This window comes from Haloarcula sp. Atlit-7R, from assembly GCF_003666065.1.
Taxonomy (GTDB): Archaea; Halobacteriota; Halobacteria; order Halobacteriales; family Haloarculaceae; genus Haloarcula; species Haloarcula taiwanensis.
The window spans coordinates 529578-554777 of sequence record NZ_QXIK01000002.1; the positions used below are offsets into that span (position 1 = coordinate 529578).

Consider the following 25200-nt stretch of genomic DNA (forward strand, 5'->3'; position numbering starts at 1 on the left):
CCGACCGAGGGAGGGTCAGAGCCGCTTTTCGAAGTGAACGAGTTCGTACTCGTCCTGTGTCGACCGGTCGACCTCCTGATACCCCTCGTCGCGGTAGAACGCGACCGCGGCGGGCTGGCTCTGTGATGTCGTCGCAAGCAGGACCTCGTACCCCCGCTCAGCCACTTGCTGTTCGAGTCTGTGCAGGAGTCGACGACCGTAGCCACGCCGCTGCCGGGACGGAGCGACCCGCATCCGGTGGAGTTCGGCCGCGCCGGGCACAGTCCGCTCGTCGGCGTGGCCGACCTCGTTCGGGAGGAACCCCCCCATCGCGGCGAGGCCGCCGTCGAACGTCTCCGGCAGTTCGTCGTCGACGGCGGGAACGACACCGACGAGAAACGCGCCGCCGGTGTCGAAATACCGCGTTTCGATGTGTTTCAGGTCTGACGTCCCGGGGATGTCGCTGGGGTCGTTGCCGGTCGCACGGATCGCCCGCTCGTGGAGACGCCAGACGGCGGCGGCGTCTCGGTCGTCGTAGGACCGAAACTGAATCTGGTCGGTCATCGAATACGCTCTGGACGACTCATTGTCGAAGTGAGGCTTTAATTCTACCTTATCAGCGTATGGTTCTATTATAGCTGCCTGAATTTATCCGGAACGTTCAGTATTCCGGCTCTGGTACAGGGGGTATGAGAGAATTCGGTGGCACGTGCTGGGTGCAACCCCCCGTTTGCGGACGCGATACGTCGATACCATTGCGATCAAGGGGGCATGTGAGTCGACAATGACGGCCCCAGCAACCAACAACGTGGTGTTGGTCACGGTTGATTCGCTGCGGGCGGACGCACTGGGTGGCGCTGACAGCGTCTCCCCTGTCATGGACTCGCTCGCCGAATCTGGCGTCGTCTTCGAAAACGCCGCCGCACAGGGAAACTGGACGCCGTTCTCGTTTCCCAGCATCCACGGGTCACGGCCAGTGTTCGCGGAGAGCGAGGACATCGGTCTGGCGTCGACGCCGACGCTGGCCGAGCAGGTGTCCGATGCCGGTATCGAGACCGCAGGCTTCAACGCCGCAAACGGCTTTCTCACCGATCACTGGGGGTACGACCGCGGGTTCGACGAGTTCGAGCCGTTCGTCGACAGCGGCGGCTACAGCAAGTACCTGGCGGCCCACCCGACGATTCAGGCCTGGGTCCAGCTGGGAACCTCGCCGTTCCGACGCGCTGCGACCGTTCTCAGCGGCGGGTCCGACGAACGCCCCTTCGCTGACGTGTCCCGGATGGGAGACCTCGAAGACCACGCGACTGAGTTCCTGAAGACGACCGATGGGCCGTTCTTCCTGTGGGTCCATTATATGGACACGCACACGCCGTACGTGCCGGCACCGCGGCATATTCGCGAAGTGTCGGACAACCACTTCGGCGTTCTCCGGATGCTCACGTCCCACCTCCGAACCGGGCTGGGCTGGGAAGTCGACGACCGGACGCTGGAGACACTTCGGACCCTGTACGAGGCGACAGTCCGGCAGGTCGACGCCAGCGTCGGTCGGCTACTCGACACCCTCGAAACCGAGGGCCACCGCGACGATACGGCCATCATCGTCGCCGGCGACCACGGTGAGGAGTTCCTCGAACACGGCCATCTCGCCCACTACCCCAAGCTCTATCGAGAACTCATCGACGTTCCCTACATCGTCTCGACGCCGGACAGCGAGGACCAGTCGGTCGAGACGCCGGTCGGCCTCGATACAATCGCGCCGACAGTGTGTGACCTGCTGTCGCTCACGCCCGCGGCGGAGTGGGACGGGGAGTCTGTCGCTCCGGCGGTCCACGGCGCGGCTATCGAGGACCGCGGCCCCATCGTCTCCGCAGCGGTCCGGGGCGAGAGCGTGACCAGCCAACCGATTCCACGGAGCCGCGCGGACGGGGAACTCCTCCTCAGCGCACGTGACGAGCGCTACACGTACATCGAGTTCACAGAGTCGGGCCGTCAAGAACTGTACGACCGGACGAACGACCCCGAGGAGCAGGTCGACCTGTGTTCGGACTCGACGGACGGCGACCCGCCCGCGACCGTTCTCGACCGGCTTTCGGATGCTGTCGCTGAGCACCTCGCCACACTCGACAGCGACGGGAACGGAGCTGGAACCACTGAAGCGTCCGACGAAATAACAGCACGGTTAAAGGCGCTCGGTTATCAGTAAGGCTGTATGGCGTCTGCTGTCGTCACACCGGCCCGGCGACAGCAACTCGTCCGGTTTTTCCTTGTCGGCGCGGTCGCGGCATCCGCCCAGACGGTGTTGCTGTGGTCGTTCGTCGATGTCGGCGGTCTAAACTACATCCTCGGGGCGGCGCTCGCTATCGAACTCACGATACTGTTACAGTACGTCCTCAACAACGCCTGGACGTTTCACCGCTCGCAACACTCGACGCTCAAAGAGTACATGCTGGGGATGGGGAAGACGAACCTCGTCCGGGGAACAGCAATTCCGCTCCAACTGGGCCTCCTCTATGCGTTCGTCACCTGGGGCGGCGTGACGTACCTCATAGGGAACGGCGGCGCAATCGTCATTACTGGCGTGTACCGGTACGCGCTGGACGCCCACTGGACGTGGGGTTAGACCGTCGGAACGGGGACCTCGTCGAGCACGCTCTGGATGACCGTTCCCTTGTCCACCTGCTCGACGCGGGCATCAGGGGTTAACACCAGTCTGTGTGCCAGCACCGGCTGTGCGACCCGCTTGATGTCGTCCGGCGCAACGTACTCCCGGCCCGCGATTGTCGCCATCGCTCGCGTCGCCTCGAACAGCCGCTGGGTCCCACGTGGTGAGACTCCAACATCCACGCGGTAGTCGTCCCTGGTCGCCCGGACGAGGTCAGCCATGTACTGCAGCAGGTCGTCGTCGACGGTGACCGTCTCCGGGACACTCCGGAGTTCCGTGACCGATGCCGCGTCGAGTATCGGTTCCACGGTCGGGCTCTGTGTCGTCCGGCCGGCACGCCGCCGGAGGAGCTCGACCTCGCCTTCGTCGTCGGGGTAGCCGAGTGACGTCTTTGCCAGGAATCTGTCGACCTGTGCCTCCGGCAACTCGAAGGTCCCCTCCATATCGACCGGGTTCTGCGTGGCGATGACGAAGAACGGCTCGGGCAGGTCGTACGTGTCTCCGTCGACGGTGACCTGTCCTTCCTCCATCGCTTCGAGCAGCGCGGACTGTGTCTTGGGCGGTGCGCGGTTGATTTCGTCGGCCAGTACGACGTTGGCGAACACTGGCCCTTCAGTGAATTCGAAGCTCCGGGTCTCCTCGTTGAAGATGTGTGTTCCCGTGATATCGGCCGGCAGGAGGTCCGGCGTGAACTGGATGCGGGAGAAAGACAGTCCCAGCGCGGTCGCGACGCTGCGGGCGGTCAGCGTCTTCCCTGTGCCGGGCACGTCTTCGAGGAGGACGTGGCCCTTCGCGACAACACCCACCAGCACCGTCTCGAAGAAACCGCGGTCAGCGATGACGGCACTCCCAATCTCGTCGAGGATCTGACTCGACACCTCGCTTGCCTCGGTAGCGTCCATAGTCTGTCATGTTACGGGTCCGATAAAGGGGTGTCGAGTCCGAAATCGAAACCCCTAAAGAGCAAACGGCGGTACTGATGGATGAGCCGAGGTAGCCTAGCCTGGCCAAGGCGGTTGCTTCGAGAGCAACTGTCCTCACGGACTCAGGAGTTCAAATCTCCTCCTCGGCGTTCTCTGTACCAGAACCGGTGAGCGTCGCGAGTCTGAATGCTGTAACAGACAGTCGAAACCCGGATGAGGAGCCACGGCGCGATGCTGTGACCACCGCCCGTGGTTCGCCTCCGCTCCCCGGGCTCTCTGACTGAACACCGGGCGATAGCACTGGGTCTAGGCGGACCGTCTCCGGTCGACTGCCCGTCAGGTCAGCAAGAAAATCAGCACGCTGATGGTCATGACGATGAGAATAAACGCCGCGGCAAGCGCCCCGCCCATCGACACCATTGCATTGGCGGTCGAAGCCAGCGTCTCGGTTCGGTCGTTTCCAAACACTGTCACAGTCACCTGTTCGCTCGCCATCCCGGCCTCGACGGGTTCGAGATCGGCGACGGCTCTGTCGACGAGGTCCCCGATGAGCGCAACGATTTCCTTCTCGGGGATGGCCTGCCCGACCTGATTCTCGGCCTCGACAGTATTGACGATGTGGGTGTCGCTGGTCATCACCTCCATCATATCCACGCCTTCGGCGGCGTCGATGATGCGCTGACGGAGGCCCGGTTCCATGTTGTTGCCGTCGATGAGTACGTACGCCGTCCGCTGGTCGTTGACCTCGAAGACACAGACCCGGATACCGAGCGGGCCGATGCCCTCCGCAGGCTCCCAGGGCGTTGCGTCCCAGGCGACCCCACAGCGGAGTTGGCCAGTTTCGGCGTCTGTGAGCAGGCTCCCGAGCTGGCCAGCTCCGTGGAGCATATCGAAGGACCGCTGACTGCCGGGCACGACGTGGCCGAGGTCGTCGCCTTCGAGTCCGTCGTTGCAGTTGTGCGCGTCGACCAGCAGCACGTCTTCCAGCCCGTCGGCCCGCGCTTCCGACATCGCTGAGAGTCCGACGGCGTACTCCACGTCGTCGGCACAGCCTGGCGCATACGTGTTCACGACGAGCGCGTCGGAGCCAAACGCCTGTCCCGTCAGCGTGGCCTCGCCCTCGGTGACTCGGTGGCCTGCCGTCGCATGGCTGTCGTATTCGATGTGCTGGTACGCTGTCTCGGCCGTCGACAGAATCTTGTCGACTTCCCGCTCTGTGACGAGGTTGAAGTCGTGGCCGGCAGTCGCGTGGGGCGGGAATGCGAGGCCGTCAGCCGACTCGGCGACGCGTCTGGGGAGGTTCCCCCCGCCAATCTCACCCATCGGACCGGGGTGAATCATCGGCAGGACGAACCGGGCTTTCTCCTCACCGTCCGGCCGACGGACCGACAGCAAGGTGACCGGAACGACGGCCTCTTCGCCGATATCCTCGAAGAACTCCTCCAGTTCACGCGTGCCCTCGGCGATGTGGCCGATGAAGCCCCGGAGGAAATCTAGCGCGGAAACGCCCAGCGAGGAGCGCCACGGTTGGTCGATGACAACGAGGAACAGCCAGACCGCCAGCGCGTAGATGACACAGATAACCGCGAGAATGATGAAGTCTTCCGGGATGAACCCCTGGACCTGTGGCGGGACCTCTTCGGGGCGAGAAAGGTACTCCCGGAGCATCGGGTCTTCGAGGATGAACGCGGTCGCCCCGCTGTATATCGCCAGCAACACGGCGGCAGTGACTGTCTGGACGCTCGCCGGAATCGTCGCTTTCAGCAGTGAGTGCCGCGAGACGGCCATCAGTATCAGCAGCCGGAAGGCGAATATCGACGCCAGCGCGACTAGCAACACGTCGAAGACGAAGTTCTGCCCAAGGCGGACAGTAAAGATGGCGATAAGGCCGGCGATGGTCAGCATCGCGATGGTGATGAGCTCACAGATGACTGCAAGCAAAGTGGCCCGGTTTGGGGTGAGTTGCCCGCCCAACTGGCGGTCGACCCACGGCGTCACGGCACTGGCGATTGAAGTCGGCAGGCCGATGAGAAACACGCCCTGCCATGCGTCGTCAAGGATGAACCGTGAGTCGAACGCAACGATGCCAGTCATCGCGGCGATGATCAGCGCGAAGGCGAGGCTCGTATACCAGGTCGGAGCCCTGAAAATAAATCGAGAAAGGCTAGCAAGATTTCCCTGTGTCGCCGTCATTTTTGTATCACACCCTACGAGCGAATATAAAACCAGTTACATTCTTCCCCGGCGGTTACTGGCGGGCGACAGACTGCTGATCACACACCGACAGGAAGTTCTCGAACACTTCTTCGCCCTCTTCGGTGTGAGCGACCTCCGGATGCCACTGGACGCCGTATATCGCCTCGTCCGTGTTGCTCATGGCCTCGACGCCACAGACATCGGAAGTCGCGGTTCGCTCGAATCCGGGTGGGACCTCCTTCACTTCGTCAGCGTGGCTGGCCCACACACGCGTGTCGGGATACAGCGAACCGAGGAGCGGGTCGTCCTCGTCGAGAATGTCGACCGTCACGTCCGCGTAGCCACCGTACTCGCCGCTGCCGACCCGGCCGCCGAGTTCGTCGGCGATGAGTTGCATGCCCAGGCAGATGCCGAGCACGGGAACGTTGAGGTCGAGGTACTCGGGACAGTTCCCGATATCGTCCATATCCGGGCCGCCCGAGAGGACGATGCCGTCGGCGTCAATCTCCTCGGGTGGGGTCGTGTTGTCCCTGAGCGAAACGTCGACGCCCATGTCACGGAGCGCGCGTTGCTCCAGATGTGTGAACTGTCCGTGATTGTCGATAACGTCGATTCGGGTCATTACTGACGCGAAGGCCGCGAAGGCGTATATATCTCCTGATGCGGTCGACGGGTCCCCTCGCGTCCGGTTTCAGGGCCACTCTCGAAGGGTCTGGCGAATCTCGTCGAGGACCGTCGGGCCGCACAGTTCCAGCGTCACGACATTGCCGTCGTCCGAGGTCGTGAGGTGTACGGCCCCGCCGTAACTTTCGACGATCCACGTCGTCAGCCACAGTCCGACTCCTTTCGAGTGGTGCAGTTGCGTCTCCTCTCCGCTGTCGAGGACCTCCCGTTCGTGCTGTGGAATCGACGGACAGTTATCGGCGATGTGGACGAACACGGTTCGGCCGTGTTCTTCGACCGAGATATACAGTGTCGGGGTCTCCTCGCAGTGGACGACTGCGTTCTCGACAACATTCCGGAACACGATGTCGAGCATCCAGTCGGCGTACACCTGCGACTGTTCAGGGAGGTCGAGTTCGACGGTGGCCTCCGGGTGTGACTGCGTGATCTGTTTCGCCTGTTCTCTGATACACGGTACGAGGTCAATCGGCTCCTGTGCGCGGCGGTCCGCATCGAACGCGAACTCTATCTGTCTCGCCTTCTCTGTGGTGTCGATGATGCCATTGATGGTCCCGCTCAGTTGCTCGACGTGTGCACGCGACTTCGGGCTGCCGCGTTCTGCCGTCTCCCGCTGCAGTTCGCCGAGGTGTCCGAGTGCCACGTTGAGATTGTTCCGGAGGTCGTGCCTGAGCACTCGAAACAACACTTCGTTGCTCTGGGCGAGTCGGCGTCGGGACCGCCGGAGTTCGAGCAGCCATCCGAACAAAATCCCGCCGAACCCGCCGACTGCGACCCCGCTTGCGAGTATCGACGGGATCATCGAGGACTGCGGCATCGGGGCGAGCAGTACGACGATTTTGATGAGCGTAAACAGCGCGATGCCCAGCCCGCACCACTCCGCAGCAGTCCATATCTGGTCGCCGGACAGTCCGCTCACCGGAAGCCAGTAATTCGCCGCTACTAGAGCTAGCGCCGGTGTCAGCCCCACGCTGAGGATGACTATGTCAATCAGGGACGGCCGGACGGTAGAGATGCCGTGGGCGAGCAGTGCGCCGGTGATCACAACACCGGTTGCGACGACATATCCCGTCCCCAGCGACTGCTTCGTGAGCGCCGGAGAGGTCACTATACTACTCAGTTACTGTGATCCTACTTATGGGTCTGCCACCAGATATCAAATTTGATATTAAGATGGAGTTACGAGTCGTCGTAGCGGTCGGCTGCCAATTCAAACCCCAGTTCGGATTGCTCCTTAGAGCGGCGCTGTTCCCGCTGTGCGATGGCTTCGGGGTCTGGATTCACGTCGTCGTCGAGCCGCGCCCAGGACTGGTGGATTTTGGCGTGACACCACCGGCAGAGAAACACCGTTATTTCGTGCGATAGCTCGTCGCCGTCGCCGCGGTACGAGAGGTGGTGTTCCTCCAGTAGCGGCCGCTCGTCGGAGTGGGCCATACGCCGCTCTTCGAGTCCGCAGCGAACACACTCCCGGTCGTGGTTCCGGGAGCGGAAATGCGGGCAGTCGGCCCAGTCCCATTCCGGCTCTGTGTCTTCATCTGCGTCGTCGGGCGCGATTGCTGCCGGACAGCGAAAGTCGTCAGCGCTCCGTGTGTTGGCGAATTCGGGGTCGTGGCGGCCGTGTTCGCGCGCCCAGCGGCACTTCCCCTCTCTGGTAACGAAGTCACACCGCGTCACGTGGTCGTACGGGTCGTCAACGCCGACGGATGTCCCCCCGGGAGCCTTCTCCATGTCATATAGTCCGTGGCCATGCCCCCTCAAACCCTCTGTTCCGACAGAAGACTTTTTGACTTCGTACGACTTCCGCGGTGGTATGCGGCTCGTCCACGACCCCGGCGGCGCGGCTCGCCCTCTCGCGACGGAAGTGGAATACGCCGAATCGATACTCGAACAGAGCCGGGGGCTGATGTTCCGGTCATCGATTCCCGACGACTACGCGCTTGTCTTCCCCTTCAACCGCGCCAGCCGACAGTTTATCCACATGCTGTTCGTCCGGTTCCCGCTGGACGTACTCTGGCTCGTCGACGAGGAGGTCCAAGCCGTCGAAACCATGCAACCCTGGCGCTCGGTCGGCTACGCGAACGCGGACACTGTCATCGAACTGCCTCGCGGCGCGGCATCAGACGTCTCTGTGGGTGACATGGTCCGCTTAGAATCCTGAACACGACCGGTATGAAGTGTGGTCGTCGGTTCCGTCACCTTTTAGACCGTGAGGATTAGAGTAGTCACCACTATGTCGGAACACCCGACGGAGGATAGAGGAAGTCGCCGCGAGGCGGCTGGCCGCGAAATTCGTGGCGCGTGATGGAGCATCTTCTGTGAGTCAGAACACACTGTTCGAGGGGCACCCAGCGATGCGTGCGCTCTCAGATGTCGGTGAGGTACAGTTTCTCGACACGACACTGCGCGACGGTGAGCAGGCCCCCGGCGTCTCGCTGACGCCGGACGACAAGGCCGACATCGCCCGCTCGCTCGATGCGGCGCGTATCGATGTCATCGAAGCCGGGAGCGCCTGTACTGGCCCCGGCGAACGCGAGACGATTTCCCGCGTCGCGGGACTTGACCTCGACAGTACTGTCACCAGCTTCTGTCGTGGGATCCAGAACGATATCGACCTCGCGCTCGACTGTGGTGTCGACGGCATCAACCTCGTCGTTCCGGCCAGCGACAAGCACGTAGAACAGAAGGTCGGCACCTCGAAGACCGAGAACGTCGACAACACCGTCGAACTGGTGGAGTACGCTGTCGATCACGGGCTCTGGGTTGAGGTCATCGGAGAGGACGGCTCGCGGGCCGACCTAAACTACCTCGAAAAACTGCTCGGAGCGGCCACCGAGGCCGGTGCGGACCGCATCTGCTGGGCCGACACAGTCGGCCACGCGACGCCGGACCGCGCGCTTGAATGCGTCTCTCGGCTCTCGGATCTGGGTCCGGTCAGCACCCACACCCACGATGACTTGGGGCTGGCGGTGACCAACGCCTTGGTGTCTATCGCAGCGGGCGCGGACCTTGTCCATGGGACCATAAACGGCATTGGCGAGCGTGCCGGCAACGTCGCCCTCGAAGAGGTCGCCATCGCGCTCGACCACGGCTACGGCGTCGAGTCGATGGACCTCACTGAGGTGTACGACCTCGCCCAGCTCATCGCCAACCGGACCGGCATCCCGCTGGCTCCGAACAAGGCGGTCGTCGGCGAGAACGCCTTCACCCACGAGTCCGGCATTCACACCGATGGCACGCTCAAAGACGACTCGATGTACGAGCCGTACCCGCCCGAGAAGGTGGGGCGCGAGCGCCGCCTCGCGCTCGGCAAGCACGCGGGCCGGGCCGGTGTCGAGGCCGCCCTCGACGAGCACGATGTTGAGGTCACCGAAGACCAGCTCTCGGAAATTGTCAGCCGCGTCAAAGAGATCGGGGACCGCGGCAAGCGAGTCACCGATGCCGACCTGCTGACTATCGCCGATGAGGTGACCGGCGATGCGCGTGACCGCCGGGTCGAACTCCTCGGCTTAACCGCTGTTTCGGGCTCTGACACGCCGACAGCGAGCGTCCGACTGTCGGTCGACGGCGAGGAACGCAAGGAGGCAGCGGTCGGCTCTGGACCGGTCGACGCCGCGATGAACGCCGCCGAAGTGGCGTTGTCCCACACTGCCGACGCGACACTCGAAGACTATCACGTCGACGCTATCACGGGCGGGACAGACGCACTCGTCACTGTCGAAATCGAGATGTCACGCGGTGACGATCACGTTGTCGTCTCTGCCAGCGACTCGGACATCACCCGGGCGTCCGTGCGTGCGATGGTCGATGCGATGGACCGTCTCGTCGCCGACGACGAAGAAACGCTCGTCGCCGACGACTGACGGCACAGCAGACTCCTGTTTTAATCACACAAAACCAGTTCGGGCCTCTCCGCAGAACACGGAATATCGTTCTGTTACTTGTGTCCGCGGCTGGCCTCGTGGTACTGGAACACTGTTTCCATGCCTCGAACCAGCGCATCGAGGTCCACGCTCTCGGTGTCGAACTCGCGGTCGCGAACGGACTGGTAGATGTCGGCCCACCGGTCCCGGAACCGGGCCTCGAACTGTTCGGCTTTGATTTTGTCGATGAGTTCGGCTTTCCCGTCGGGATTTTCCAGTTCTTCGGGTGTGACGAACCCTTCCTGAAGTGCCAACACGACGATTCCCGCAGTGTAGTCCCCTTCTTTGACCTCTCGTTCCCATGTCGTGAGCCAGTTGCCGATTCGGGCCATCTCCTGTAGGTCCCAGATGAGGTCCCGAACGGTGCCGTAGTCAGCGAGTTCGAAATCCGGCGAATACATGAGGTCAACAGCCGCGTAGGGGAACATTACCATGTTATGTGCCCCATAAGTTTCTGCCCCGCTGAGGTTCGCAATCCGGGGGTTCTCGTTGACGACTGCGCTGTAGTCCATCGCGTTCAGCGTCTGTCGCATATCGTACGTGAACACGTCGTAGAACTCGTTGACGCGCGGCGCGTCGGTCAGTCCCCCCTCGAACTCCCGCCAGACGCGCTCGATAAAGGAGAAATAGTCTTCACTTACTGCCGCACGGCTCGGGTCAACGGCTGACGGGTCCTGAACAAGCCGTCGGGCCTCTTCGAAGGTGTCTCGGTCTCCGTCGTTCTCGACGATATCGTCCAGAATCGTGACGTACATCGTGAGAATCGTCTTCTGTGTCCGGACGTGGTCTGCGTGGGCCGGATGGACAGAGGAGAGGGTAAACTCGGGGAACAGCGAGTAGATCCACTGCCAGAGGAACCGATCACGCTCGCCACAGACCCGCTCGTACTCGTCTGCCAGTTCTGCAACCCGGTCCGGGAGGCTGGTCGTCCGAACCTCTTCGAGAAGGCTCTGTGCATCAACCGACGGAGACTCAACGCTCATCGTGACTGCCCTCCAACGCTTGCAGCCTCTATTCCGGCACAGTCGGTGGAATAATGTCTGATTAACTGAGGTTTTGCTGTCTCTACTGCCTCGGATTGAACGGTCACTGCCTTGGCGTTCTTACCCGACTGCGAGCCGGTTTCGATCAGTTGGTGTCCGACGTCCATACATCCGAAAGGCGAAGTTGAGCCTATAGTGGTACTGACGCCTAGCCTGCTGGTAGTATACTATTAACAAGGTATTTGACCGGTTTTACTCCAGGTTACGTACCAGTTTTTCAATTGCTACCGGAAAAGAAATATCTACTTACTGAAACGTATCGGCGATATACAACTCAGAGAGGAAAATAAGGTAATAATAACCCACCTGTCGGCGGGACCACTCACGATAGAGAGTGTCAGGAGAACAGCCGTGGGGTCAAGTTACGCTTCGAGTCCGGTTGCGGCCGAAACGTCACGGGACGGTGTCACCAGAACTGAGCGGTTCCCCTCAACTTCGATGCGGCAGTTGGCCATACTGAACACGACCAGGCCGTCAGGACTCGGTGCCCCATCCGTGTCTGGGCGGAACAGCCGGTCCAGCGCATCTGGATCGATACAGTCACTAATTCGATCATCGAGGTCGACGGGGTCGACACCCAGCGTGTCAGCCACGGCGTGGACGATGGTTTCGCTCAGCGGTTCGTTGGGTGTCGGTCTGTAGACCAGTTTTGCCTGGGACATTGTTCGTCGCTGTTTGTGGTTTGATGAGTGATTGAAAAGGTGATTGTGGCTATACAGATACAGCTCGGTTGACTGACCACTAATAGTATAGCGACGGCGTCAGCTATCGCCGAACACGAGTTCGAGCAGCTTTCGCTCGCTGACGCGGAGGTGCCGGTTGACCGTCGGCTGTGACACGTCCAGACTGGCCGCGATTTCCTGCCCGGTCGTCTCTCGGGGCCAGTCGAAAAAGCCACTCAGGTACGCCGTTTGGAGGACTTCAAACTGTCTGTCTGTGAGTTGCTCTTCCAGCGCCGACCGGACTGTCCCGTCCTGTTGACTGTCAGACTCTGCGCCGTCACGGCGCGCAATCAGCGCGACGTTGGCGTAGCGCTCGTCGAACTGTTCGACAAACTTCCGGATGTCGGTCTCACCCGAAACGACAACTGTCACCGTGAGTCCGCCCGTCGACGTTCGGATCGATTTCAACCGCCCGCCCTGCTCCAGTAGCGTCCCTGCGACGGTCTGGCCAGTCACGACAACCTCGTAAAGCCCGTCCCGCTGGTCGGTAGAGATCGCTCGCGCGGTGTCGACACGAGCCATCGATAGCAGCTGTTCCTCGACAACAACCGGGTCACAGTCCGAGACAGCGAGGAAGAGACGGAGTGCACCGTCGCCTCGCTGTACGGCGCCTTCGCAGACGACAGAGACGCCGAGCCGGTCCGCGAGCTGGGTCAGGAACGACTGCGGAGCAGACAGCGATAGTTCGAGTTCGACAGTGCCGTCGCCGGCCCGTCGCTGCCGGGATTCGATTTCCCGTATCGCATTCGCGATTGTCTCACCGAGTTCGGCGAACACCTCTTGGAGCATCTCATCGAACCCGTCTTCCTGGTCGGCGTACACCGTCAGGACGCCGTAGACGAAGTCGTCGTACTCAAGCGGGATACTGAGCGCCGACTGGAATTCGCGAGAGAGCGCCTCAGTCCGCCAGTGGTCGCCCCGGAGGTTGTCGGCCACTGACGGGACAACAGTCATCGTTTCGGACTGTGCGGTCTGAACGGCCGGCGGTCCGCCGCCGCGTTCGAGTGACAGCGAGATGGCGTCCAGATAGCTCGCGGTGTCGCCCGCCCACGCCCGGGGGACGAGTTCCGTCGCATCCTGCCGGCCGAGCCAGGCGAAAGAGAACCACTGTGAGTCGGCCAACTGGTCACACACCGCTTGTTCGATCTCCTCGGTGGTCTCCGCTTCGACGAGTACCTGATCGATCCGTCGAATGATCGCGTTGACCTGCTTGAGCCGCCGCAGTTCGCGGTTCTGTTCGCGGCGTTCAGCCTCGCGTTCTCGGAGCGTCGTCTCGCGGTCGACGCGTGCGAGTGCGGCTTCCGCGCTGGCGGCGAGCAGGTCTACCATCTCGCGCGTTCTGGCGTCGCTGTGTTGCTCACCCAGTTCGATGTAAAACACGCCGTGGTCTTCGAGCGGGAGACAGAGTCGCTTCGCGTCCGCCGTTACTGGTCCCGCCCCGAGGTCGATGGAGTCGCCGGGGGCGACTTCGACTGGGCTGTCTTGTACGAACACGTCCCACACCGTGCTCTCGCCCGGTCCGACAGACGCGCTTCGATCCGTCTCGACGTCGCCGACGCTTCGGAGGGTGTTGTCACTCCGGTCGAACAGGTAGATCTCTACGTCGGGCAACTCCAACACGTCGACGGCGGTGTCGAGTATCTGTTCGGCCACAGCCGTCTTCGTTTCCGTGTGTAGCAACTTCCGGGTCGACTCATGTAGCGCTGCGAGCGTCTCCTCGAACCGCTTCCGGTCCGATATGTCGCGGACGACACCGACCTGCCGGTAGCTCCCGTCCTTGCGGTCGTATGTGGTGAACTTGGTCTCTATCGGGAGCGTCTCGCCGTCGGCGGTCCGGAGGTCCGTCGTCAGCGTCCCCACGTCGCGTTCGCCCTCGATGAACTGTCGCGACATCTCCGCGGCCTCCTCGATGACGGATTCGTCCGCCAGCAGCGTCGCGTTTGACCCGACCAGCGTGTCCTTGTCGTAGCCAGTCATCGATTCGACGGCGCTGTTGACCGTCTGCATCGTGAACCCCTCGTCGAGCGTGTAGATGCCGTCCTCGATGGTCTCGACGATGCGCTCGTACTGCTCGAGCATCTCCGTCCGCTCGTGGCGCTCGGTGACATCGTGAACAATACCCAGATACAGTTCCTCGCCGTCCCACTGCTGGGGCTCGAAGGCGATTTCGACCCACCGTTCCGTGTCGCCGGCAGTACACGACGACGTCAGCGGTGTTCCCGGTGACTCACTGCAGTGGGTCCCGAGGTCAGCGTCACGCAGAGCTGGGAAGAACGCAGCTATCTGGCTTCCAAACACGTCCGACGGGTCGGAGTCAAGGAGCGCACAGAGGTGATCGTTCCCGGTCCGTATCTCCCCGTCCGCGGCGACGACGACCACTGGCTCGGGCATTCGCGCGGCGAGCGTCTCCAACAGCACAGGGGGGGACTGCTGTGCCGGTGTGTCAGGTGCCGCTTGTTCGTCTTCATCCGTTCCACCGACCGGCTTCTCCATACCGTTTCACGGCACTTGCCATGGGAAAGGTTGCTTTCAGTATACGTACCAGAATGCGGCGACTGTGTATCTGTTGGGTCCGGATACGGCTCAGTCGCTCCCGCTACGTCGACCGGCGATTCGAACTACGTCTTCGAGGCCGGACACATCGTAGTCTGGGGTCACGTCGAATTGCGTGTCGACCCTATGGGGTCGACGGATGAACGCCGAGTCGATGCCGGCCCGGTGTGCCGCCTCGATGTCGGATGCGTTGTCGCCGACGAACAGGGCGTCACTGACATCGAGGTCCGCCATCGCCCGCTCGATGTAGTACGGCCGGGGTTTCTTCCGCCGAAGGCTCTCGACTGTCGGCTCGCGCGCCCAGACGGTGTCGAAATAGTGGCCGATATCGAAATGCTCGAAGGCGAAGGCGACGGTCTCGCGCTGGTTCGAGGAAACCACACCCAGCGGGCAGTCAAGTCGGTCAAGCTCGGCTACGTCGGCGTAGGGCTGTTTCTCGCCGGCCCGGATAAGCGCCTGCTGCACCGCGGTCAGGGCCTCGTCACGAGCCCGGAAGAACCGCTCGGGGTCGATATCGTACTCCGTACAGATGTCAGTGAGTTCAGAAACTGTCACGCCGATGCTCATCGCTTCGACGTGGGCTGTCGACGGCGAGACCACCCCCAGTTCCTCGAAGGCCTGCCGCGCGCCGACGTAGTGTGCATCCATGTCCGTCAGCGTCAGCAACACGCCGTCGTTGTCGAAGATGACCGATTCGTACCCCATCACGCATTTTTAGGACGGACAGGCGCAGAAAGGTTTCGCGTCCTCACAGGCCGAGATCCTCACTGTCGCTTCCGCCCTGATCGAACTGCTCCGGCGGTCGCCCGGCCTCGTCGATAACGTCATCGGTTACTACGACTGGGCAATCTACTCGCAGGGAAATTGCGATAGCGTCCGATGGGCGGGCGTCGAACACCATGTCCTTCCGCCGGTCGTCGGTGTACTGCTCCGCGTCGATTTTCCCGTAGAACGTCCCGTCGGCCAAGTCGTCGATACGGACGCGGTCGATGGCAGCCCCGAATTCCGTCACCATCTCGACCAGCAGATCGTGGGTGAGCGGGCGCTCGAAGGGCTCGCCGGCCATCGCCAGCTGCATCGACTGGGCCTGGTCCTTGCTGACGAAGATTGGGACGATCTCCTCACGCGCCCGGAGCAGCACGACCGGCGTGCCGCCCCCCTCCTCGCTGACGCCGACGCCGACCCCTTCGACCGTGGCATCGTGTTCCATGGACCAGTGTTGGGCTCGCGGGTATGAAAAGCTACCCCGCCGGTGGTTTCAGGAGCTGTTCCGTGTACGATTCGCTCGCCGTCTGGACCGGCAGCACGGCGCGCATGCCAGCCATCTCATCCGGCAGTCCGGCTACAGTGTGACTGAGCTGTGAACGGGCGTCGAATCGGAATTAAACCGAATTAAAACGGACGTTAGAGAACCCAATTCGGATAAATTCGGCTTAATCCGCGTTTTCCGCTTCCCTCCTTCATATGCTACTGGGCCAGAGAGCCAAGCGGAGGCAACGACCACAATGAAACTCACTACGATTGCCGGCGGCCTACTCGCCGTGCTCGTTATCACGGGCTCGGCGGCGGCACTGCCCGGCGCAGCAGGTGCACAGGCCGATGCCCACGCGGACAACGCAGAGGCGAACACCGCGACGGAGCAGGCAGCGAACGAAACAACGACCGCAAACGAGAACGAATCGGGCGGCGCTGCCGAGGCGGCTGACCGACGCGGCCCGCCCGCTGACGCCGGCCAGGCAGCCGACCAGCGCGGCCCGCCATCGGCTCTTCCCGAACAGGTCCCTGACTTCGTCAGCGAGATTCACACGCTCATCGACCAGAAGCAGGCCGGTGAACTCACAGGGAATCTGGGCGAACAGATCAGCGACTTGACTCCCAGTGAGGAGAGCGATGCGACTGCGAACGAAAGCGGTGACGCGGACGACGCTGATGAGGAGCCGACTGGCGAGACGGATTCGGACGGCGACCAGTGAACTGACGACGACAGTGACGCGTACCTCCCCCTGACTCGCCGGCTCTCCACCGACGACTGACCAAGCGCGGTTTTTTTGCTTGCTGACCTCTGAGTGGTGTGTATGGATGACACCGCCGAGTCCAGCGTCCACGCCGACGACGGAACTGGTGACCGCACGACAGCGGACCTCCTTGCGGGTGACGAGGACTCGTCGGCGTCAGAATCGTCGAGCGAGATGAACCGGAAGCGGGCCCTTCTGTTTGTCTCGCCGTTTCTCGCTATCGGGCTGTTCGACCTGGCCCTGTTGCTCGGCTGGGGGCTGGACCCGCTGTGGGGGTTCATGATTCTCCCGCCGATACTGTTCGTCTCAGTGCTCGGCTGGATCGCGTTTCGGACCGGATTCGCGAGCGACCGGACCGGAGACCCAGCCCTCGATGGCCACGACTGACGGTTCTCGGCGTCGGTAGAACACCGAGTGACTGCCCGCGCCGGTGCGGGTGCCTATTCTTCGAACAGGTCGTCGACGGCAGCCCGGGCGGCGAGGGCGGCGTCGTCCGCGACCTGTGCCTCGTCCTGACGACTGTCGGGCGCGTTGACGTACACGTCGACGTCCAGCACGCTGTCTTCGAAGGTGACAGTCACGTCGAGGTCCTCGACTGCGCCGACGTCGTACCGAGAGAAGACAACGTCTTCGGCGGCGGCCGAGGCCGTCTCGACGACCTCATCGTCTGTCGGCATCGCCTTATGCGCCGCCAGCGCCGGGGCCGCCGGCCGGACCCGCGCCGCCCGCGCCGCCGAGCATCTGCTGGAGCTCGCTCTGGAGGTCTTCGAACTGCTCTTGCACACGCTCTTCCTGCTTTTCGAGCGTTTCCACGCGGACTTCGAGGCTGTTAACCTTCTCCTCGAGGTCGTCCTGTGCCTCGTCGAACTCGGTCTTCACGAGGAGTTCGCCGACCTCGCGGTACATGGTCGCGTCCTCGTCGATGTCGTCGAGCTCGTCGAGCGCCGTCTGGGACTCCTGGAGCTCTGTCTCGGCCTGCTGTTTCTGTGCAGCGACCTGCTGTGCTGTCTGCTGAAGGTCCTGCAGTTCCTCGAGCTTCTCCTGTGCTTCAGGCGGAAGATTACCCTGCATACCTTCAGAGTTGGGAGCCGGAGTGTTAAACCCATGCATCTAGCTCCGAACATAGGTGTCGAAACCGCGGCAGGCTCAGGGTCCGAATCGTCCGATATCGGCGTAAAACGTCCGAACTGGGGGCAGAGTCAGCCCAACGCACCGACAGTAGAACGACACGGGACCACAGGGATAGACGAAGTCCTGAGAGCATGGCATCATGACGGTGTCTGAACAAAGCACCGAGAGGGTCAGCGTAACACGTTTGCGTCTCACAGCCCTGACTACGGTATGTCCCACCCGTCACCGGAGACAGCCGCTGACCCGGATGAACTGGTCGCTGCACTGCCGGACCCGCTGGAACCGTGGCAGCGGACTGATGCCAACGGTGGTATCGTCGAGTATCGGATTCCGGACGACGACGGCGTCTGTGCCGCGGCCAAACTCGTCGTTCGACCCGAGCTTTTCGACGCCAGCGCGGTCCGGGTCGATAGAAAACAGGGGTGCAAAGACGTCGGAACGGGTCGATATCCAGATATCGAGAGCGCTGTCGATGCCGTTACCACGGAACTGGCCGCCGCGGCCGGCGAGTAGTTGTCGCGGCTAGCTACGCTGGCCCGTCGGCTAGGCCGGCGACTGTGACGTACAGTCCGAACGTCGAGATGACCGTTCCGGCGAGCTGTGTTCCCGCAGTGGCGAGAAAGCCGACATCCGTGTACAACAGCGGGGCGAGCATGAACCAGCCGCCAAAAATCGTCGTCAGGACAGCCGGTGGTAAACTCGGCTCGCCGGTCACGCGGAGCAGTTGGAGGTTTCGGACGGTGAAAACGAGTCCGAGAAGCCCGCTCGAAGTCACGCTGCCGGTAAACGCGGCTGATGACCCGACAACAACCGGGAGCAGTGCTCCGACGAGACAGCCCAGCACGCAGACGGCGGCCGAGGCCACGAGAAACTGAGGCGCGGGTTGTTCTGACACGGCAAGGAGTACGGACCGTGTTTATTAGTCCCTTACCCCAGCACAGATGGGCTAACGCCGGCGCGTGTTCAATTGGCGCTATGCGACCTCGCCGACGGCCCGTTCCCGCAACTCCCCAGTCAAATGCATCCCGTGCTGGTCGATTCGCCTGACGATTCGCTTTGCCTGGGACGGTTTGAGGTACTTGTCCTCGATAGCGGCCCGGACTACGACGCCGAAACTGCTCGTTACTTCCGCGCCGAGGCCCTGCGCCATCCGGCGGACGGTGCGATCCTCAGAGACGACAGCCACGGCGGAGCGGTCGTCGCTGGTACGGTGAGCTAACACGCCAGCGAGCACTGTCACAGCGGCTCCGAGTTCGGAATCGCCGAGCAGAGACCTGGCTTGGTCGATGTGGTCCTCGTCGACGCCGGTGTCGACACCGTTCTCGCGGTATTCGGTCAGGTTCGTCGCGGTCGGTTCGACCTGTACCTCGCCGATGACTGGCTCTGGGATGACGATGTCGCCGTCAAAGGCGTCAAGCAGCGACAGCTCCCCAACCTGCCCCAGCGAGTACAGCGACGTCGGCCCGACGTAGATGCGAGTCATAGCTCCGCGGCTGTGTCGGCATCGAGTTCCAGATCGGAGAGTTCGAGCTGTGTCGTCAGGTTCCGCTCGCGGGCCACGTCGAGCCACTCCGCGATGGAGAGGTCCGCAAGCTGTGCGGCTTCGGCCGCCGACACGTCGCCGGACTGGTACTGCTCGACAGCGACGCGGAGTCGGAGCGTCTCCAGTCCCTCCCGGAGGGCCTTTCGAATCGTGGTCGACCGGTCCTCTGAGAGCAACTCGGCGACATCGTCCAGTTCGGCTTTCTCTTCGCTCGGGAGTCGCGCGCTTATCGTCGGCATGTTTGCACAGTCATCCGCCGTAAACGCACATCAAACTACGGGTCGGAGAACTGCCTGTCGGCTGGCCTGAACGTCTGGACGGGGCAGACGAGGCGACCACCAACCCTTAACGCCGCCGGAACCCACGGGGAGGCAATGAGCGACGAAGCACACGCGTTCGTGCCCGGCCACATCACGGGCTTTTTTACCGTCGACCGGGGCGACGATCCGATCGAGACCGGCTCTCGCGGCGGGGGGCTAACCCTGTCTGATGGCGTTTCTGTTACTGTCAGCCGCGAGGCTGAAACCGAGATAACGCTGAACGGCGAGCCGATTGCGGTGGAGGCTGTCGAGCGAGTGCTTGACGCCCTGCGAACAACGGCGACTGTCACCGCCGAAACGCCGCTTCCGCTCGGGTCCGGCTTCGGCGTCTCTGGCGGACTGGCGCTCGGCACTGCGCTAGCGGCCAACGCTGCCTTCGGCCACGGCCTGTCGTACAACGAACTGGTGACCATCGCCCACGGCGCGGAAGTCCAGTCCGGCTCGGGCCTCGGCGACGTTGTCGCGCAGGCCCGGGGCGGCGTGCCGCTTCGCCTCGAACCCGGCGGGCCGCAGTTCAACTACCTCGACGCCATCCCGGCCCGCAGCCGCGTCGAATATCTCACGCTCGGCGAGCTATCGACGGCGGACGTGGTCGGTGGTGACACGGAGCCGCTGACGGCTGCCGGCGAGCGCGCGCTCTCTACCGTCGTCAAAGAGCCGAAACTATCGGCGTTCATGCAGGCCGCTCGGCAGTTTTCCCGCGAGGCGGACCTGTTGACGCCGGAGGTCAAGTCGGTCATCGACGACGTGGCCGAAGCCGGCGGTGACGCCGCCATGGCGATGCTCGGCGAGACGGTGTTCGCGCTCGGTACCGGGCTCTCCGACGCCGGCTATGACGCGACCGTTACGACGGTCTACCCGCCCGGGGCGACCATCGAAGACGAGGGCTGACGCAGCGCCTCGGGAAACTGCCGAACCGTCCCCCTTATCAGCGCGGACCCGTAGCCACAGCTATGGACTGTCGGCAGTGTGCCACGCCGCTCGACCGACCGGGCGATTACTGCCTGGTCTGTCACACTGCCAACACGGACGCCGTCGTCCTCGAACTCGACCGCGAGCGGGCGACGGTGACAGCGCTGCTTGACGGGGCTGTCGTCGGCCAGCGGGCGGTGACGACGACGCCGGAGGGCGAGGGCAGCGACGAGGCCGTCGTCGTCGAACTGCGGAACTTCGCCGGCCTCGTCGCGGACGAAGTCCGGCGCAAGCGGCCCGAGGAGGTGTACGTCACGGGCGACCGCGACGTCATCGCCGCCGTCCGCCCGCAGTTGCACTACGAGTTCTTCCGCGTCGAGGGTGAGGACCCGGTCCAGCGGGTCATCGACCGCCAGGGCGAACCCGCGCTGGAGGTGGTCGACGCCGCGCCGGCGGAGAAACTCGGCGGGAGCCACTCGACGCTCATCGGCGGCCGGTCGGGCCAGCGGGTCATCCAGACCGTCGCCGGCCACCCCCACGTCAAGAAGGTCATCCCCGGTCCCATCGACGCCGGCGGCGCGAGTTCGCCGACGGGCGTCCGGGCGAAGGCGACCCGCGCCGACGACAACGGCAACGTCCGGGTGCTCATCCGCGACGGCTCTAGCGTTCAGGAGAACCGTGTCGTCACGACGGCCGGCGACCGTGAACTCGGCGAACACGTCCGGGCCGACCTGAACGAAGCACTCAGAGAAGCCGAATTGCAGGAGTAGTACCCGCAGCACCTGTGGTCACGCCACCACGACGCCCGCAACAAGCACTGCGGCCACCGCGACACCGACGACACTAGTCCGGTGAGCAGCCGGTAACGCCGTTCGGACGTCGAGAAGCATCGGGAGCGCATGGAGCGCGGCGAGCGCCAGGTAGCCGGCCGAGGAGACAAGCGGGAACGCGACCGCCCCGATGGCCAACAGACCGAGTCCGACAACGCCGGCACCGAGGTACCCGCGGCCGCGCACGGGCTGTCCGGCTCCTTCGAGGACGCCGCCGGTCCAGCAGTAGCCAACGGCTGTCGCACCGACCCACGCGTGCCAGAACGCCAGTTGTCCGGGGACGACACTGAAGAGGCCAGCGACGGTCAGCGCCATCGCAGTGCTGTTGACTGCTCCCCAGGCGAACATCGCGTCGGAGAAGCGGATGGAGTCCGGTGCGTGAAGCACGGTCAGGCCGACGAAGCCGCCGATCAGGACGGCCCACAGCACCGTGACGAGCAGCGCGCCGGTAGCGTGGTCCGACCACGCAACCGCCTGCGTACCACCCCAGCCGACCAGCCCGGCCGCTGCACCCGAGAGCAAGAACTCCGATGCTGTAAGCCGCCCGCTCGTGGCTGGCGCGACCCGCTGGATGCGACTGCGGAGTTCGTTGGCTGCCATCGACCGATGGTTTGCTCGCCTCCCTCTTGAGTGCTCTAGGCTAGCTCTGCGGCCAGCAGGAGGACGCTGGGGGCAATGAGGAGGACCAGACCGACGAGTAGCAGCACTGCTGGCACGACGAGCAGTCCCATGTCGGTGAACAGCCACAGACCGAGGCCGCCCAGTAGCGCGACGAGCCCGACGATTCGCACGAGCCACGTGACGATACCCTCGAATCCGGAGTCCGCGACGAGGTCGACGACGTCGAGTATCTCGTCCATGTCGGTCGGGCGTTGCTGGCCGAGCGTGTTAATCCCTGTGGCCGTCGGCCGACTGGACCGCATCTCGAAGGCCTTATGTGGCCGCTCGGCGGACAACAGACTACTATGGCTAGCAAGAGCGGAAAGACCGGTAGCTCGGGCCGTTTCGGCGCTCGCTACGGTCGCGTGTCTCGACGCCGCGTCGCGGAGATTGAATCGGAGATGAACGAGGACCACGCCTGTCCGAACTGCGGCGAGGACCGCGTCGACCGTCAGGGGACGGGCATCTGGCAGTGCGGGTACTGTGACTACAAATTCACCGGCGGCAGCTACAAGCCGGAGACGCCCGGCGGCAAGACCGTTCGACGCTCCATTCGGGCTGCACTGTCCGAAGACGAGGAGTAAAGGACCTCCGCTCCTATCTCTCAACTATGAGCTACAAGTGTTCACGCTGTAAGCGCGACGTGACGCTGGACGAGTACGGCGGCGTTCGCTGCCCGTACTGCGGACACCGCGTCCTGCTGAAGGAGCGGTCGCCAGACGTCAAAGAGATCAACGTCAACTGAGGCGGTCGGTTCACGGCCGACAGTCGATGGTCGACTGCGCCACGTTACATGCGGCTTTTCTGGGGCAGTCCTGCGACCGATTCGATACCCACCAACAGTATGACTGCACCACATCAGACCCACCTCACCGCCGAGTACGACAGCGCTGCCAGGGCTCGCGCTATCGAGCGGAGCATTCGTCCCGAAATCGACGATATCGAGGGCGACCGGACGACAGCGCGGCTCGGCCGGGATGGACAGCGAGTCGAACTCACGGTCGAGGCGACTGACCTCGTCGCACTGCGGGCGGGTATCAACACGTGGTTGACGCTACGTGGCGTTGCCGAAGCCGCTCTCGTGGGACGGCAGTGAGAGAAGCAGCGCCGAAATAACGGAGGCATCACGGAAATCAGGAAGCGGCGCGGCAGGCGAGCGCTATTGCCGGTAGCGGTCCGGGACGTGGGCCGCAATCGATTCGGGAACGTTGCCGAACACAACCGGTGCCAGGGCTGCCAGTCGACGGCGCAGGAGGCCATAGGTCGCGCCGGTGAGGAGGGCCACGGCGACGACCCAGCGGAACGGTCCGTCCAGAACGAGGAACAGCGGCGCGCCAACGAGTACCATCAGCCCCACGTCTGCAGGTGCCCCGTCGTACAGTATCCATCGCTTCGGCGACCGCCATCGGCCGCGGACGTGGTCGTACACGGCGCGCTCGGACGTAGCTTCCCACGGACGGAGTTCGAGGCCGCCGCCGTACCGGTCCATCCGGCAGTGGAGGGCAGCGGCCAGCAGGACGAAAGTGACCGCGACGAGGAGTGGCGTCTGGAGAATAGCGGCGAAACCGGCACTCGGGAGCGCCGCGAGCGTGTACCCGCTGGGGTAATGCAGCGTCCGCCGATGGCCCGAGTACAGGTCGAGATCGGGCAGAACGCCACCGACGAGACCGCCTGCGAGCGCGACCGCGGCGTGGTCCGGCGCAAGGACGAGCAGCGGTGTCGCAATGGCGAGCCCCGCTATCGCGTGCGTCGGCAGCATCATATACCTGTATAAGCGTCTGTCGGCGGTATAAACACGTCGCTGGGTTTATTCGCTGTCGTACCCCACGTGGACGCAATGACGGATGGGTCCGAGCGTCCCGACGGTACCCTCGGGAACATCGACCTCGACGACACGCTCGAGATGCTCTTCCGCGATGGGCGAACAAACGCACTCATCGCGTGGCTGCTCGTCGCTATTCTCACGGCTGTGTTCATCGAAAGCGCCCTTGATGTCGACTACCAGTGGATACTACTCGTCGGTGTCGTCGGCTTCGTCGTCCTCGTGCCGCCGGTGGCGTTCCGCGAGTGGCGCGTCATGCTGCCGTGGGAACTACTCTTTCTCGCCTGTCTGCCGATCCTGGTCCGGGGCCTCGTCGGCGGCACGGTCGGAACCTTTGCGACGTATCTCTCGCTGGCAGCGCTGTCGTTGCTCGTTATCGCGGAACTGCACATGTTCACTGAGATGGAGGTCACACACTGGTTCGCTGTCTGTCTCGTCGTCCTGACAACACTCGCCGCCGTGGCGGCCTGGACGGTGTTCCGGTGGAACGCCGACCGGTTTCTCGGAACGACGTATCTCACGACCAACGAAGCGCTGATGACCGAGTGGCTGTACGTCACCCTCGCTGGCCTCGTCGCGGGTGTGTTGTTCGATGGCTACTTCAGACGGCGGGACCGCCGCCTCTGGCGCGTCATCCGACGGATGGTGCGACGATGAGGCTGCCCCGACCGTCGATTCGGAATCAGCGGCGGATCACCCATGCAATGCAACTCGTCTTGCTTGCGCTGGTCGCCTACGGCATCGTCGCCGGTCGGCCAAAGCCGATTACGAACGGTAGTGTCGGTCTGCTGGTGACGTTTCTCCCTGCAGTGATGCGGCGGAACTACAACCTCGCGCTTGACCCGTGGCTCGCCCTCTGGATCACGACCGCGGTGTTTCTGCATACGCTCGGCTCGGCCGGACTCTACGGTCAGATCGGCTGGTGGGACCACCTCACCCACGCGATGTCGGCCTCGCTCATCGCCGCATTCGGGTACACGACGGCCCGGACCATCGACCTCCACAGCGATTCGATACACATCCCAAAGCGCGTCTTTTTCGTGTACATCTTCGTCGTCGTCCTTTCGTTCGGAGTTATCTGGGAACTGTTCGAGTTCGCGCTCGATATCGTCGCCACCGAAACAGGTGTCACGATGCCGCTGGCGCAACACGGTCTCGACGACACGGTCCGGGATACGATGTTCAATTCGCTCGGGGCGCTGCTGGTCGCGGCGTTCGGACAGGCCCACCTCACCGATGTCGCCGAAACCATTCGAGAACGACTGTTCGGTGTCAACTGATACTGTGT

The 25200-nt window shown here is 63.2% G+C and carries 33 protein-coding genes and 1 tRNA gene; 15 read left to right on the forward strand and 19 right to left on the reverse strand.

Annotated elements, in window-relative coordinates; translation table 11 throughout:
- Nucleotides 1-15: 15 nt before the first annotated feature.
- Nucleotides 16-543 (reverse strand): GNAT family N-acetyltransferase, encoded by a 528-nt coding sequence (locus D3D01_RS06630; RefSeq protein ID WP_121511651.1) that lies wholly within the window; start codon nucleotides 541-543, stop codon nucleotides 16-18.
- A 220-nt stretch (nucleotides 544-763) separates the two neighbouring features.
- Here D3D01_RS06630 and D3D01_RS06635 point away from each other — a divergent pair, with 220 nt between their 5' ends.
- Together D3D01_RS06635 and D3D01_RS06640 are read left to right on the forward strand one after the other, a co-directional pair.
- Complete coding sequence (locus tag D3D01_RS06635) at nucleotides 764-2182, forward strand: sulfatase-like hydrolase/transferase (RefSeq protein ID WP_121511652.1); 1419 nt, start codon at nucleotides 764-766, stop codon at nucleotides 2180-2182.
- A 6-nt stretch (nucleotides 2183-2188) separates the two neighbouring features.
- Nucleotides 2189-2599, forward strand: a complete 411-nt coding sequence (locus D3D01_RS06640; protein ID WP_121511653.1) for a GtrA family protein — start codon at nucleotides 2189-2191, stop codon at nucleotides 2597-2599.
- Here the strand turns inward: D3D01_RS06640 and D3D01_RS06645 are convergent.
- Nucleotides 2596-3543, reverse strand: a complete 948-nt coding sequence (locus D3D01_RS06645; RefSeq protein WP_121511654.1) for a MoxR family ATPase — start codon at nucleotides 3541-3543, stop codon at nucleotides 2596-2598. The genes D3D01_RS06640 and D3D01_RS06645 overlap by 4 nt on opposite strands.
- An 85-nt stretch (nucleotides 3544-3628) precedes the next feature.
- On the opposite strand from D3D01_RS06645, the gene D3D01_RS06650 reads away from it, so the two are divergent.
- Nucleotides 3629-3713 (forward strand) — tRNA-Ser (locus D3D01_RS06650).
- A gap of 187 nt (nucleotides 3714-3900) precedes the next feature.
- Here D3D01_RS06650 and D3D01_RS06655 read toward each other — a convergent pair.
- The 4 genes from D3D01_RS06655 to D3D01_RS06670 all read right to left on the reverse strand — a co-directional run bounded on the left by D3D01_RS06655 (nucleotide 3901) and on the right by D3D01_RS06670 (nucleotide 8169).
- Nucleotides 3901-5757, reverse strand: coding sequence for a DUF2070 family protein (locus D3D01_RS06655; protein WP_121511655.1), 1857 nt, complete (start codon nucleotides 5755-5757; stop codon nucleotides 3901-3903).
- 55 nt (nucleotides 5758-5812) lie between these two features.
- Nucleotides 5813-6382: a GMP synthase subunit A gene (locus D3D01_RS06660; protein WP_121511656.1), complete on the reverse strand. Its 570-nt coding sequence runs from the start codon at nucleotides 6380-6382 to the stop codon at nucleotides 5813-5815.
- Nucleotides 6383-6451: 69 nt separating this feature from the next.
- Nucleotides 6452-7549: an ATP-binding protein gene (locus D3D01_RS06665; protein WP_121511657.1), complete on the reverse strand. Its 1098-nt coding sequence runs from the start codon at nucleotides 7547-7549 to the stop codon at nucleotides 6452-6454.
- A gap of 71 nt (nucleotides 7550-7620) precedes the next feature.
- Nucleotides 7621-8169, reverse strand: coding sequence for a hypothetical protein (locus D3D01_RS06670; protein WP_121511658.1), 549 nt, complete (start codon nucleotides 8167-8169; stop codon nucleotides 7621-7623).
- 82 nt (nucleotides 8170-8251) lie between these two features.
- Between D3D01_RS06670 and D3D01_RS06675 the strand changes: the two genes are divergently transcribed.
- The gene (locus D3D01_RS06675) at nucleotides 8252-8599 is read left to right on the forward strand and encodes a DUF192 domain-containing protein (protein ID WP_121511659.1); all 348 of its coding nucleotides are present in this window, start codon (nucleotides 8252-8254) and stop codon (nucleotides 8597-8599) included.
- A gap of 193 nt (nucleotides 8600-8792) precedes the next feature.
- Nucleotides 8793-10301 (forward strand): (R)-citramalate synthase, encoded by a 1509-nt coding sequence (locus D3D01_RS06680; protein WP_121511735.1) that lies wholly within the window; start codon nucleotides 8793-8795, stop codon nucleotides 10299-10301.
- Between the two features lie 74 nt (nucleotides 10302-10375).
- Here D3D01_RS06680 and D3D01_RS06685 read toward each other — a convergent pair whose 3' ends face one another.
- From D3D01_RS06685 to D3D01_RS06705, 5 genes are all read right to left on the reverse strand, one after another.
- Entirely contained in the window at nucleotides 10376-11344 is a 969-nt protein-coding gene (locus D3D01_RS06685; RefSeq protein ID WP_121511660.1) for a terpene synthase family protein, read from the reverse strand.
- A 422-nt stretch (nucleotides 11345-11766) separates the two neighbouring features.
- Nucleotides 11767-12066: a HalOD1 output domain-containing protein gene (locus tag D3D01_RS06690; protein WP_101350648.1), complete on the reverse strand. Its 300-nt coding sequence runs from the start codon at nucleotides 12064-12066 to the stop codon at nucleotides 11767-11769.
- 99 nt (nucleotides 12067-12165) lie between these two features.
- Nucleotides 12166-14619, reverse strand: coding sequence for a bacterio-opsin activator domain-containing protein (locus D3D01_RS06695; protein WP_121511661.1), 2454 nt, complete (start codon nucleotides 14617-14619; stop codon nucleotides 12166-12168).
- A gap of 90 nt (nucleotides 14620-14709) precedes the next feature.
- Nucleotides 14710-15384 carry an HAD family hydrolase gene (locus D3D01_RS06700; RefSeq protein ID WP_101350646.1) on the reverse strand — a complete coding sequence of 225 codons (675 nt, stop codon included), beginning with the start codon at nucleotides 15382-15384 and terminating at the stop codon, nucleotides 14710-14712.
- 43 nt (nucleotides 15385-15427) lie between these two features.
- Nucleotides 15428-15889, reverse strand: a complete 462-nt coding sequence (locus tag D3D01_RS06705; protein WP_101350645.1) for a bifunctional nuclease family protein — start codon at nucleotides 15887-15889, stop codon at nucleotides 15428-15430.
- A gap of 295 nt (nucleotides 15890-16184) precedes the next feature.
- Between D3D01_RS06705 and D3D01_RS06710 the strand changes: the two genes are divergently transcribed.
- Nucleotides 16185-16652, forward strand: a complete 468-nt coding sequence (locus tag D3D01_RS06710) for a hypothetical protein (RefSeq protein ID WP_101350644.1) — start codon at nucleotides 16185-16187, stop codon at nucleotides 16650-16652.
- 102 nt (nucleotides 16653-16754) lie between these two features.
- Nucleotides 16755-17081, forward strand: coding sequence for a hypothetical protein (locus D3D01_RS06715; protein ID WP_121511662.1), 327 nt, complete (start codon nucleotides 16755-16757; stop codon nucleotides 17079-17081).
- Nucleotides 17082-17134: 53 nt separating this feature from the next.
- On the opposite strand, the gene D3D01_RS06720 is transcribed toward D3D01_RS06715, so the two are convergent.
- Both D3D01_RS06720 and D3D01_RS06725 read right to left on the reverse strand, forming a co-directional pair.
- Entirely contained in the window at nucleotides 17135-17371 is a 237-nt protein-coding gene (locus tag D3D01_RS06720; protein WP_101350642.1) for a DUF3194 domain-containing protein, read from the reverse strand.
- Nucleotides 17372-17375: 4 nt separating this feature from the next.
- Nucleotides 17376-17765: a prefoldin subunit beta gene (locus tag D3D01_RS06725; RefSeq protein WP_053967593.1), complete on the reverse strand. Its 390-nt coding sequence runs from the start codon at nucleotides 17763-17765 to the stop codon at nucleotides 17376-17378.
- Between the two features lie 270 nt (nucleotides 17766-18035).
- On the opposite strand from D3D01_RS06725, the gene D3D01_RS06730 reads away from it, so the two are divergent.
- Nucleotides 18036-18338 (forward strand): hypothetical protein, encoded by a 303-nt coding sequence (locus D3D01_RS06730; RefSeq protein WP_101350641.1) that lies wholly within the window; start codon nucleotides 18036-18038, stop codon nucleotides 18336-18338.
- 13 nt (nucleotides 18339-18351) lie between these two features.
- Here the strand turns inward: D3D01_RS06730 and D3D01_RS06735 are convergent, their stop codons facing one another.
- The 3 genes from D3D01_RS06735 to D3D01_RS06745 all read right to left on the reverse strand — a co-directional run bounded on the left by D3D01_RS06735 (nucleotide 18352) and on the right by D3D01_RS06745 (nucleotide 19607).
- Complete coding sequence (locus D3D01_RS06735; RefSeq protein ID WP_101351463.1) at nucleotides 18352-18669, reverse strand: hypothetical protein; 318 nt, start codon at nucleotides 18667-18669, stop codon at nucleotides 18352-18354.
- A gap of 129 nt (nucleotides 18670-18798) precedes the next feature.
- Nucleotides 18799-19308, reverse strand: a complete 510-nt coding sequence (locus D3D01_RS06740; protein ID WP_121511663.1) for a hypothetical protein — start codon at nucleotides 19306-19308, stop codon at nucleotides 18799-18801.
- Nucleotides 19305-19607, reverse strand: coding sequence for a UPF0175 family protein (locus D3D01_RS06745; RefSeq protein ID WP_004957605.1), 303 nt, complete (start codon nucleotides 19605-19607; stop codon nucleotides 19305-19307). Before D3D01_RS06745 ends, D3D01_RS06740 begins: the two co-directional genes overlap by 4 nt.
- A 135-nt stretch (nucleotides 19608-19742) precedes the next feature.
- On the opposite strand from D3D01_RS06745, the gene D3D01_RS06750 reads away from it, so the two are divergent.
- Together D3D01_RS06750 and D3D01_RS06755 are read left to right on the forward strand one after the other, a co-directional pair.
- Complete coding sequence (locus D3D01_RS06750; protein ID WP_101350639.1) at nucleotides 19743-20579, forward strand: pantoate kinase; 837 nt, start codon at nucleotides 19743-19745, stop codon at nucleotides 20577-20579.
- 62 nt (nucleotides 20580-20641) lie between these two features.
- A complete protein-coding gene (locus D3D01_RS06755; RefSeq protein ID WP_121511664.1) occupies nucleotides 20642-21370 on the forward strand; it encodes a DUF2103 domain-containing protein in 729 nt (242 codons plus the stop codon).
- Nucleotides 21371-21388: 18 nt separating this feature from the next.
- Here the strand turns inward: D3D01_RS06755 and D3D01_RS06760 are convergent, their stop codons facing one another.
- Both D3D01_RS06760 and D3D01_RS06765 read right to left on the reverse strand, forming a co-directional pair.
- Nucleotides 21389-22030 carry a hypothetical protein gene (locus D3D01_RS06760; protein ID WP_101350637.1) on the reverse strand — a complete coding sequence of 214 codons (642 nt, stop codon included), beginning with the start codon at nucleotides 22028-22030 and terminating at the stop codon, nucleotides 21389-21391.
- Between the two features lie 35 nt (nucleotides 22031-22065).
- Nucleotides 22066-22353 carry a hypothetical protein gene (locus D3D01_RS06765; RefSeq protein WP_233563250.1) on the reverse strand — a complete coding sequence of 96 codons (288 nt, stop codon included), beginning with the start codon at nucleotides 22351-22353 and terminating at the stop codon, nucleotides 22066-22068.
- 12 nt (nucleotides 22354-22365) lie between these two features.
- On the opposite strand from D3D01_RS06765, the gene D3D01_RS06770 reads away from it, so the two are divergent.
- The 3 genes from D3D01_RS06770 to D3D01_RS06780 all read left to right on the forward strand — a co-directional run bounded on the left by D3D01_RS06770 (nucleotide 22366) and on the right by D3D01_RS06780 (nucleotide 23186).
- Complete coding sequence (locus tag D3D01_RS06770; protein ID WP_053967600.1) at nucleotides 22366-22674, forward strand: 50S ribosomal protein L37ae; 309 nt, start codon at nucleotides 22366-22368, stop codon at nucleotides 22672-22674.
- Nucleotides 22675-22700: 26 nt separating this feature from the next.
- On the forward strand, nucleotides 22701-22835 hold the full coding sequence (locus tag D3D01_RS06775) for a DNA-directed RNA polymerase subunit P (RefSeq protein ID WP_004517024.1): 135 nt from the start codon (nucleotides 22701-22703) through the stop codon (nucleotides 22833-22835).
- A 99-nt stretch (nucleotides 22836-22934) separates the two neighbouring features.
- Nucleotides 22935-23186 carry a KEOPS complex subunit Pcc1 gene (locus tag D3D01_RS06780; protein WP_121511665.1) on the forward strand — a complete coding sequence of 84 codons (252 nt, stop codon included), beginning with the start codon at nucleotides 22935-22937 and terminating at the stop codon, nucleotides 23184-23186.
- 63 nt (nucleotides 23187-23249) lie between these two features.
- Here D3D01_RS06780 and D3D01_RS06785 read toward each other — a convergent pair whose 3' ends face one another.
- The gene (locus D3D01_RS06785; protein WP_121511666.1) at nucleotides 23250-23852 is read right to left on the reverse strand and encodes a metal-dependent hydrolase; all 603 of its coding nucleotides are present in this window, start codon (nucleotides 23850-23852) and stop codon (nucleotides 23250-23252) included.
- Nucleotides 23853-23927: 75 nt separating this feature from the next.
- On the opposite strand from D3D01_RS06785, the gene D3D01_RS06790 reads away from it, so the two are divergent.
- Both D3D01_RS06790 and D3D01_RS06795 read left to right on the forward strand, forming a co-directional pair.
- A complete protein-coding gene (locus tag D3D01_RS06790; protein ID WP_101350634.1) occupies nucleotides 23928-24569 on the forward strand; it encodes a hypothetical protein in 642 nt (213 codons plus the stop codon).
- A 17-nt stretch (nucleotides 24570-24586) separates the two neighbouring features.
- Nucleotides 24587-25192, forward strand: coding sequence for a hypothetical protein (locus tag D3D01_RS06795; RefSeq protein WP_121511736.1), 606 nt, complete (start codon nucleotides 24587-24589; stop codon nucleotides 25190-25192).
- Nucleotides 25193-25200: the final 8 nt, after the last annotated feature.